The 10,126-nt window shown below is 62.4% G+C and carries 8 protein-coding genes; 3 read left to right on the top strand and 5 right to left on the bottom strand.

Features of this window, described 5'->3' with window-relative positions:
- Positions 1-1,029 precede the first annotated feature (1,029 nt).
- The gene (locus OXE05_12425; GenBank protein ID MCY4438125.1) at positions 1,030-1,467 is read left to right on the top strand and encodes a hypothetical protein; all 438 of its coding nucleotides are present in this window, start codon (positions 1,030-1,032) and stop codon (positions 1,465-1,467) included.
- A gap of 605 nt (positions 1,468-2,072) precedes the next feature.
- Positions 2,073-2,321, top strand: coding sequence for a hypothetical protein (locus OXE05_12420; GenBank protein ID MCY4438124.1), 249 nt, complete (start codon positions 2,073-2,075; stop codon positions 2,319-2,321).
- A 186-nt stretch (positions 2,322-2,507) separates the two neighbouring features.
- Here the strand turns inward: OXE05_12420 and OXE05_12415 are convergent, their stop codons facing one another.
- Positions 2,508-4,502, bottom strand: a complete 1,995-nt coding sequence (locus OXE05_12415) for a Mu-like prophage major head subunit gpT family protein (GenBank protein MCY4438123.1) — start codon at positions 4,500-4,502, stop codon at positions 2,508-2,510.
- Positions 4,503-4,858: 356 nt separating this feature from the next.
- On the opposite strand from OXE05_12415, the gene OXE05_12410 reads away from it, so the two are divergent.
- On the top strand, positions 4,859-5,509 hold the full coding sequence (locus OXE05_12410; protein MCY4438122.1) for a type II toxin-antitoxin system HicB family antitoxin: 651 nt from the start codon (positions 4,859-4,861) through the stop codon (positions 5,507-5,509).
- 394 nt (positions 5,510-5,903) lie between these two features.
- Here OXE05_12410 and OXE05_12405 read toward each other — a convergent pair whose 3' ends face one another.
- The 4 genes from OXE05_12405 to OXE05_12390 form a co-directional block, all read right to left on the bottom strand.
- Positions 5,904-7,142 carry a hypothetical protein gene (locus tag OXE05_12405; protein ID MCY4438121.1) on the bottom strand — a complete coding sequence of 413 codons (1,239 nt, stop codon included), beginning with the start codon at positions 7,140-7,142 and terminating at the stop codon, positions 5,904-5,906.
- 355 nt (positions 7,143-7,497) lie between these two features.
- Complete coding sequence (locus OXE05_12400) at positions 7,498-9,054, bottom strand: hypothetical protein (protein ID MCY4438120.1); 1,557 nt, start codon at positions 9,052-9,054, stop codon at positions 7,498-7,500.
- Positions 9,055-9,284: 230 nt separating this feature from the next.
- Positions 9,285-9,527 (bottom strand): hypothetical protein, encoded by a 243-nt coding sequence (locus tag OXE05_12395; protein ID MCY4438119.1) that lies wholly within the window; start codon positions 9,525-9,527, stop codon positions 9,285-9,287.
- Entirely contained in the window at positions 9,517-9,882 is a 366-nt protein-coding gene (locus OXE05_12390) for a hypothetical protein (protein MCY4438118.1), read from the bottom strand. The genes OXE05_12395 and OXE05_12390 overlap by 11 nt, the downstream gene beginning before the upstream one ends.
- Positions 9,883-10,126 lie beyond the last annotated feature (244 nt).

Raw genomic sequence — 10,126 nt, 5'->3', positions numbered from 1 at the left:
GCAAGAATGGCTGGTTTGGGTGTATCTCCCCCCAAAGGCACCGGAAAAGGGTGGCGGGGGGGCTTGGCCCCCCCCCCCCCCCAACGTCCTAGAGTGGAGACTTTGGTGTAAATCTGCTTAGCGGGTCACATCAAGCCTATAGGCGCAGATTTCCCCTCACCCCAACCCTCTCCCCAGGGAGAGGGGGCTTTCTCGCCTACAGACTAAACTGAGTCCAGTGTCTCAAAGGGGTGCGAGAGAATCGATCCACCTCAGGCAGTTCGCGACTTGAACCACTTGGATTGATTCATGCAATTGCAATTGCTTTCTCAAGTTCCCATTCGAAGGGAATTAGCCAAGAAGCAACCTTTATTTTCAGATGGGAAAGCTTGTTCCCTCTTTCGGCAACATACACCGAGAAGCCGCCCTAAAATTCGCAGAGCAACTCCTGTTCCCTCTCCCGGGGGAGTGTACAGACCGAGCTGATAGGTAACAGGTGTTCGGGTTGATAGGTTACACATTGTACTGATTGACACCTTCGGGCGCTTTGGGTTGGGCAGAGAAATAGACGTTCCAGGCACCACGACATACTCATGTTCAGTTCGTGAGCTGGTGCCAGGGGAAAAACCGTATCCACAAGGGTATTGAGTGGGTCTAACTTCCAAGGCATGGACACTGCATACAACGAAAACTCCCATATTCGACGGTGTAACCTATCAACCCGAACACCTGTTACCCATCAACCCGGTCTATACACTCCCCAGGGAGAGGGGGTCTCAAGACTCGAACCGATACGCCGAATCGTGCTTCGACCCTTCGGCAAGCCTGCACAGGGCGATAGATTTATGAAACGGCCTCCCAGGGAGAGGGGGTCTGAAGAGTCGAACCGATGAGCCATATCGTGTTTCGACAAGGGCTTCACTCGGTACTCAGGACAAATGGCATGCGTGTGCGCGACTGCGCTTAGGGCGAAAGGAACAAGCGTGCTTGCCGGCGCTAACGCAAGACAATCGGATAGGGAATTAGTACGAGAGAGGGAGAACGCACTTAATGCCAACCATTGGGGTGGACTGCAACGTGACGCTCGCGAACGCCAGCATAGACGACGGCGCGCCGGTGGGATTCTATATAAAGCCCGGTACGTACACCATGACCCGACCCCGCCGCGCGCAGGCGCGCGAAACAGCGGGCGGCACGCTTGCTTACGTCGAAAGCGGCCTGGCAAAGCGCGAGTTTGGCTTCACGGTCCTCTGCCGCAGTAACATCCGCAACCTGGACGGCACGACGAACGCAACCAAGGCGCGGCAGTGGCACGACCGGCTCTGGGAATTCTACGAACGCCTGAACGAAGACCATACGTTCGTCGATCCGCTGGAAGACAGCTACACGGTGCGCTTTGCCGCCTGCGAAGATCGGGTGATCCCCTTTGGCAAAGAGCAGTTGTGGGTGCTGGAGTGGGAGACCCGCGTCGTGTTGCAGGAGGTCTAGCACCGTTTCCAGATGGATTCTTACCTTTTCCGTTCGCCCTGAGCCTGTCGAAGGGCAAGTCAAACAGAGCGATGTATTTATGAGACAAGTCCTAGGCTCCGAGCTTGTGCTCTCCCCCGCAGCAGACCCTTGCATTGCGCAGCCAGGTCAGGCGACGAGACGCCCTCTCCCAGGGGACCTCTAAGGGCCCCACCTGAAGGCGAGAAGTCTCCCTCTCGCTGGGGAGAGGGTTGGGGTGAGGGGAAACATCAGAGCAAAGCTATATTTGAAGGGAATTACCGATAGGGGCGGTTCGCGAACCGCCCCTACTGCATCCCACGCAAGGGAGAACCCGATGCGCTTCGCTCCGTGCTCGTCATCCGGGCTCAGAGTCTGGCCCGAACCAGACTCAGCGTATCGAGGCGATGCGGGGCCGCAGTCCAAAGGGCTTGCGCACGGCGAGCACAGCGAATTGTGCGCTGCAGCCCTACTAGCGCGCTGTTGCGCGGCACATCAGCAAATTAGATCGGTCTCACATAGGACCAACTAAGCCAGGAAAAGCTACACCGGTAGCTGCGTGAATTCAACAGCTATACGATCCGGTATTTGTAGAAAGGGGCAATGCTATGCCACAGCGAGCAGAAACGAGAGGCATCACACCCGGGGCCGCCTTGAGCGGCGTGCTGCGGGCATTCGACGCGACGAACTGGCAGGCGGACGTGCAACTGACAGGCTCATTCCCCACGATTCTCACAGGCATCGCCGTAAATCGGGGGCTGGACGCCTCCGCAATCACCGTGGGCCAGCGCTGCATCGTCGTCTTCAACGACCTGCAGAACCCCAACGACGCCGTGCTCGTAGCAGTGTACAACTAGGGGCTATGCTGGCTGAGTTATAGTGCTCAGGATCCTCTTGACGCTTCTATGCTTCTGCTTGGGCGTCGGGTAAACATTAATGACTTTGGGGCCTAGAGTCGCCCTCACCCTCTCCCTGTATAGACCGGGTTGAGGGGAAATTGGCGTCAATCCAGCCCTCAAATCGCCTCCTGGCGCGCATACACCCTACGCCACCTCCGCCCAATACGCGCCCCGGTAGTCCAGCCAGCCGCCGCCAAACTCCCAGCGCACCTTGTAGCTGATGGCGTCGTTGGTAAAGACAGATCCCGCCGTCGGGTTATCCTGCACCAGCAACTCCGGCGTCTCCTGACCGTTGATGAAGCCCACTTCCAAGCACTCGATCTGGGCCGGGTCCGCCATCAGGTAGTAGTCCTTGGCATCGCTGAACTGCGGCACCACGATGGGCTCCAGCATGCCCTGCAGCGGATTGGCGTCGTTGTTCTGCGTGCCGGGCAGCAGCGTACTATTGAGGATGGTTACTGCCGTCCAGTAGAGGTCCGGCGGCAGTAGGAGGTACCGCGGCTTGAGGCCCAGCCGCTTGCCCGCGCTATTGGTCTGCTTCATCATCTGCGTGATCGCGGCTTGCAGCGCCGAGGCCGCCAGCGCGGCGGTGCCGCGGTTCTTGTGCGCGGTCTGGCTATCGGCATCGAATACGGTCGAACCGTCGGCAAGCTGCGGATTGTCGGTAAGGAGGCCGTACACGAACTCATTGATGGTGGTGGCGGCCGCAATCGCCAGCTTGGTAGGGATGCGCCGGACGGCTTCCAGGTCGTCGTTCAGGATCGCCTCGCGGGTGACCACCACCAGGTTGCCGCGCTTGGCGGGCGTATACGTCTCCCGCGTGTCGTCCCAGGCAAGGTTCGTGTAGGCAGCGTTCTCATTGACGGAGTCGAGCGCGCCGAAGTCGTGCAAGAGCACCCGGTACTGGGGCTTGTAATCGCGGATATTGCGGATCACGCAGAACTTCCGCCAGTCCTGCGGCTGCGCGCCGTAGTCCTGGACGAGGCGCTTCGTGATGGCGTTGGCGAGCGCGTGGTTGAGCACGCTTGTGGTGACCTCGTTGGCCTCGCGCACGAGCGAGAGCTCCGGGTTCATGGCGCCCCGCACCTCGCTGTCGCCCGTAATCTGCACGTACGCCTCCCGGATGCTGGACCACGCGGGGACCGGCTCGTCGGCGGCAACGTCCCGCACTCCCAGCAGGCGCGCCAGTCCCGCTTCGGCGGCGGCGAGTCCCCGGCCCGCGCCGGTGCCGCCCACGCTGAGGCGCGCTTTCTCCGTGCCCACGCCGTGCACAACGTGTGCCGAACCCGTCAGTGCGCGCACGGTGTCGACCTCGTCCTGAATAGCTTGCTCCAGCACCTCGGTGGTAAAGGTCTGACCCTCGAAGCGGCGGCGTAGCTTGCCCTTGATCGCGGCGGGCAGGGCCGCGCTATCGAGGCGCTCGTGCAGCGCGGTCATGCACGCGAGCTTGGCCTCGGCCTCGGCGAGACGTGAATCGATGGTCGTTGCGGCTGTGTCTCCCATAGAAACCTCCTCTATATGGGGTGAATCCGCCGGGCTTGTCCCGGAGATGGGGGTATCTGATGCTGAACTGATCCGTTCGTCTTCCTGCATTTCCTCTCCCTTGCTTGTGTCGAAAATCTCCTGCTCTGCCAAGATGCGCTCGAAGGCGCCGCCGGCCGCCGCCCGGGTGACCACGTCACAAGAGCGCAGCGCCGGGATGTTCTCCACGACCTGCATGCGCTTGCCGTTCTGCTGCTGGGTGCGCACCGCCGCCAGCGAGTCGATTGAGAGCCCCAGCACGTCGGGACGTCCCATGGCCACGGCTTCCTGTATCAAGCTCCAGAGCCAGTCGGCGCTGCCGAAGATATGGAGTGTCGCCCGTACGCGGTCGCCCTCCAGCCGGGGCTCGCGATAGAATCCCACCACGTCGCGTATGCTCCGTGGCTTGCCGATGCTATCGGATGTAGGCGCGGGGTGGTCGGCGAAGGCCTTTAGGCCGTCGAGTTGCGCCGCCACGTCCTGCAATGCTTGAGGCGTGAAATAGCGGCCGTTCCGCGATAGTCCCTCCTTGAGGACGGTCACGGCTATATCCCGCCGCGGCGCATCGAGCTGCGCCTCCTGCAACGGCACGAGCAGCGTGAGGTTCTCTTGTTTCAACGCGTCGTTCTCCTTTCGATGGTGTGATTGAACTGTCACTGGGGGGACACGACCGGTGGGCGCAGGTTGCAAACCTGCGCTACCCGGACTGATTCCTCGTAGCGCGGGGGCTTGTCCCCCGCTCCGGGCCGCCGCACACAGTAAGATGGATTCCGCGCCCCCGCAGGGGGCGAGCGTTCGCGGGAATGACGGACCGGCACGATCGGTAGCGCAGGTTTGTAACCTGCGTCCGCCGACCTGGCGGAAACCCATTCCTCGTAGCGCGGGGGCTTGTCCCCCGCTCCCAACTTGGCGTTGTTTCTCTTCCTGGCCGTGGCGGGCGGCGAAGACGGATTCCCGTTTGCACGCGATTGTCAATGAGGGAAGAGTCCACAACTCTGCTCTCGTCCGTGGCCGTGATCCTGCCAATTGGTACAATGGTCAGCATGAACCTTCACAGACCTCCTTCACCTACTGCGTCGCTCACCGTCATTGTCGCGCCTTCCCAGGCGGGCGGCTATTGGGCGGAACTGCCCACGCTCCCGGGCTGCGTGGTGCAAGGCGATACGGTTGATGCCGTCGTTGCCGACCTCACGCTGGCTGCGGAGATGTTCCTCTCGCAGGAAGACCCGCCCGCCGATACCCTTGCATTGCACACCGTCACCGTTGGCATCGGCGATGCCACGTACCGCCTGCCGGCCGTTTCCTGGCAGGGCGAGCAGCGGGTCAGTGTCGTAGCAATTCCCCTTCACGACCGTGTGGCCCACGGCAAGACGGTGGAGAAAGCGCTGGCACAGCTTGGCAGGCTGCTCCCGGCCTGGATCGCCGCCGATATTGTCGAGGGCGAGAACGTCCCGGTGGTGGGCGTTGCCGATGTGGCAACAATCCACCCGCGTGTCGGCGAAGCAACCGGCGCGCCGCTCTCCCAGTCCGAAGCCCTCAAGCCTGAAGTCGTCCTGGTCCTGCTCCGCGCCGCCGGCATGACCAAGGAGCAGCTCAGCGAGATGCTGGACTACGAACCGGAGTGACTGAATCCGCTCGGAACCACCCTCTCCCTCGAGGGAGAGGGCCGGGGTGAGGGGGTCTCTTCGCAGGTCGGTCCGGCCCACTCTGCACGACTGCGATGCAATGGAATCATCGTGTGGTTTGCCAATTTCGCGAACGTAGGAATCCTTCCGCCCAACCTCCCCGGACTCCGGCATTCGCCGGAGTGACGGACCGGTAGCGCAGGTTTGCAACCTGCGTCCGCGGCTGCCTGGCACATCAATTGCCCGGGAACGTTGCCACACATTTGAAACGGAGCGGCAATCCATCCGTGCAGACTCGATGGACTCCCGCGAAAGCGGGAGTGACGGATACGATTCCCTTAAATTGAGCAGTAAGCTGCCAAACTGAAGTTCGGTAGGCCGCTCCCGCATTCCCCTACTCCCCTGCAGCCAGAAAGCGACGGAAGAGCCGCGCGGCGTCATCCGCTTCCAGCCAGCCCTCGGCTTGGGCAAGCTGCAACGAGCGCGCAAACGACTCCGCGTGCGGCCCCGCCACGTGAGCAACGTCCGGCTGGACTTCCTGGAAGACCACACGGAATGCCGTATCAACATCTGTCCCCAATGCGCCGGCGTCCTGCTTGGCCTGAATCGCCCGCGTAACAAGACGACGCAGGTAGCGGCCGAACAGCTCCTGGCGGCGTTGGAAGCGCCGCAGGGTCGGCAGACCCATCTCCGCCGCGGTCGCCCGGTTCACATGTCCGCCTTCAGCGAGATAGTGCTCCGGCAAGCCCGCGCCGGCCGCGATCATGAGCTTCAGCGCGCGCCCGTCCGCGGCCACGTCGTCAGCGCCAATGGATGGCTGCACCGGCTGCCAGGTCTCGGCTTCGTTGTGGAAGACCACCGAGCCGGGCGCTGGCGGTTGGGCGTAGGCGGCCATCTTAGCGAGCAGGTCGTTTCGCGTTGCCCCCCGCACGGTTACGTCGTAAATGAAGCTGCCCTTGAGCCGGTTGATGCGGGCGCGGTCGACGAGCCAGTCACGGTAGCGCTTGAGCCACGGCAAGAGCGGCGCCAGATCGCTGCGCCCGCGCAGCGCATTCGACACGCGGTTGATGGTGAAGTGCTCCATCTCACCCGCCGCCACCCAGTAGCCCGGGTCCTGGCCGACGCCGCGCACCCGGTAGCGCACCACCTGCTCGATGTCTTCCGGCGCGGTCTCGATCTGATCGATGAGCAGTGGGTCGAGCTGGCGCAGGCGAATCTCGCCTGAGAGCGGGTCCGTGAACACCCGCACGAACTGCTCGCCGTAGAGCGCCAGCTCGGTGTAGAGACTGTAGATGCGCGTATCCATACTGTTATCGGGGTGCTGCCAAAAAGCGTCCACGACCTCCTGCACCGTCGCGCTCGTGCAGGCGATGCGCACGCCGCCGCCCAGCACGAAGTTTGCCTGCACGTCGATGACGGTGTACGCCAAGGGGTTCGTGATATAGGCTTCGTATACTTCACGCAGCAGCCTTTGGTGGTCCCAGAGCGGATCGTCTCGGGACTCGGCGCCGCCGGCTGCCTGCCGGTAGCCGATGTCTTCCGCCGCCACCGCTTCCTGCACTCGTGCCTGGATCACGTCGCCAAGGAGGCGTTCGCCCACGCGCTGCCACCACTGTGTTGCTGGTACTGCCATCGTGCTCGCTTTCTAATTCGGTTCACTTACGCAAGTCGCTCTTGTCCGTCATTCCGGCGCAAGCCGGAATCCATCTTTTCTTCGTTCTACACACCCCCGCCCCACTGCGGGGGACAAGCCCCCGCGCTACTCCCCGAGGAGCCGCCAGTTCCGTCATTCCGGCGAAAAGCCGGAATCCAGCCTTCGCTGCGACAACACCGCCTTTCATTCAAGGAACAAGCGTTATCGCTTCACGTAGGCCGTCCCCCTGGACTCCGGCTTTCGCCGGAGTGACGGACCGGTAGCGCAGGTTTGCAACCTGCGTCCGGGGTCGCCAATCTGCCGTGGTTGATTGGGACAGGACCCAAATCCCTCATCAATACCCCTCCGTCTCCCTCTCTTCCGGCGGCAGCGCGACCGAGACAGCAGGCGGTGCGCCGGCCTCAACCGTGCGCGTGAGCAGTGCCAAGGCCGACACGTAGTCGTCGTGCCCTTGACCGGCGGGTACATGGAATCCAATCCGGTTGCCGGGATGCAGCGCCAATTGGCAGCGTCGCACCTGTTGCCAGCACTCCCGATATTCCGCCGAGCAGTCATCCGCCCAGAGTTGCAGGCGTCCGCTGCCGGCGAGCGTGCGGAGGTCGTAGCCCAGGGCGCTCTTGGATTGCGCCGTGAACATAAACGGCTCGATGCGGTCTTCACCCAGGCGCGCTTGCAAGAAACGCGCCAGTGCATCCCCGATGCCGGTGGCGTCAATCATTGCCTGCTGCACCCGCCACTCTTCACCGAGCAAGCGCACGAGACGGGCGTACTGCTCGGTGGTGGGCAGGCCGGTCCACTGGTAGGCATTCACCACGTTGACCGCGGGCAGGGCGAACCCCAACACCGGGTCGTGCCGCCAGATTCGCTCGCCGATCAAGACCACCGTGCTGTCGCGCCGCGACTGACGGCCTTGTTGATTTGCCCCAACAGCATCCTCGCCGGCCACGTCCACGGCTGCCACGTAATGCGCATCCGCCTGCGGTTGTTGCTGTCGCGCGTGCGTGCCCTGCAGGGCCGCCTGCAGCGGCGGGGTGAAGAAGCCCGTGGCGTCGTCCACTTCCTCCAGGCAGTACTGGGTGCGGATGACCAGGTCGTCCTCCCCGCGCTGGCGAATCTGCGCCTTAACCGCCGCGCCGTAGCGCGGATTTTCCCGCGCGCCCACCTGCCACGGAAACGAGAAGTGCCGCCGCTCGCCGGTGTTTTCTTCATGCGCGAGGTTCAGCGCCTTGTACTTGGCGAGGAGCGTGTCTTGCGTCCAGGGTGTGCCGTAGAGCACGATGGTGGCATTCTGCGCCGTCGCCATGGGCAGGAATTCTTTGGCGAATTTCTCCTCGTCAACGTCCTGAGCTTCGTCGACCTCCAGCAGCAGATCGGCAGTCGCGCCGACGACATTGGACTGCTCGTGGGCTGAGAGGAACATCACCCGCGCCTTGCCGACCGCGACCATGTAGCCGTGGGCCCGCTGCCAATAGGGCGCCAGCCAGGGACGGTCCAGCACGGATTCAAGGCGCAGGCGGGAGACAAGGGTCTGGGGGCTGAGCGTGGGCGCGCATTTGACGATAGTGCCGCCGCGCTGTTGATGGCGATACAACAGGTAGGCTTCCAGATGAGCGGATAGCTCGTTCTTCCCCATCTGCCGCGCCATCTCCACGGTGAAGATTGCCCCTTCACGTTGCCGCACACTCGCAAGCACCGCCCGTGCCACCGCCAACTGGTAGGACCGCAAAGGCCGCCCCACGAGCACACGGGAAAAATGGGCAATGTCGGTCAGGGTGTAGCGGAAGAACGTGTGAGCAAGCGAGCCCTGACCGTCAGCGCCGCGCGCTGACGAGTGATCGGCTTCGCTTTTCTCTGTGTTCTTTCTTCTTGTAGGTGCTGCGGTCGTTCTCATCACATTGAATATTCGTGCATGGTTGGATTCATCGCCGGGCGAAGGGCTGTCGCTTGGCGCAGGCATTCCCCTCACCCCAGGGAGAGGGAGTCTTTCCGCTTGGCTTTGGGTCTGCATAGGTCTCCTGAGGGACAGGGAGTCTCCGCTCCTGAGGGTCCGAGTTGCGCAATGCTCTCCAGGTGCGAAGAGTAAGCTGCCTGATACGAATAGGGCGCTGCTCTGTATACCATTTACGGCCCCGGTACGCTGCGGAGGATGCCGTTGAGAAAAGCCGCGGCAAACGGCGAAGCGAAGATGCCGATCAGGATGACGTTGATCTTGGCTTCCAGCCGGGCATAGTCCTCCCGCGTGTTCTCAGCCAACTCGCGCGTCACCTGGCCGAAAGCGCAGCCGTGCCGGTCCAGATCGTCTGCCAGTTTGTGGAACCGCGCGTCGTGCTGCCTGGGCGTCTGTGTCGGTGTTTCATTCAGCATGGTGGTGTTCCTGTGTGTGCTCTTCCTGTTGTTCCAGCGCTTCGATTTCGGCAACCACCTGACGCATCGCCTCAGTCAGGTTGTCTTCGGCACGGGGCGAGAGCTGGTGGCGCGCCTTCAGGGCGTTGAGGAGGATGTCCGTCAGGTCTTTGACCGCCTTGATCTTGTCCGCCGGCGCGCGCTCATCGTCTTCGGCGGTGAGCAACTGGGCTGCGATGCGGCGGATGAGCATGCGCAGCAGGCCGATCTCGTCCTGGAGCAGGGGATTGTCGGCGGTGCGCTCCAGCGCCGCCAGTTCTTGCTCGGTGAGGAGATCTGCGTAGAGGCTCTTGGCGTGCTTCCGGTTTTGGGTCACCTGGGTGTTTTCCTTTGCGTCATGGCAAGGCACGTGTGCTTTGGTTGAAAGTGCGGTTTTCTTTGTACCCCCGGCCGTACTCTTTTCCTCTCCATAGAGCCGCGCGCTCAGGGTGCGGCGTGCATACATCGCCGCGGAGCGCGTTCTTTGCCAGGCGTTTCGGGAGTGGGTAGACGGCAGTGGGGAAGTGTGTTTCCCGTGATTTTGGGGCTGCATAGAGTTATATTCAAAAATAATGTAAAAA

Source organism: Chloroflexota bacterium (assembly GCA_026710945.1).
Taxonomy (GTDB): Bacteria; Chloroflexota; UBA11872; order VXOZ01; family VXOZ01; genus VXOZ01.
The sequence above is the reverse complement of the archived record's forward strand: the minus strand, read 5'-3'. Positions and strand labels throughout refer to the sequence as shown.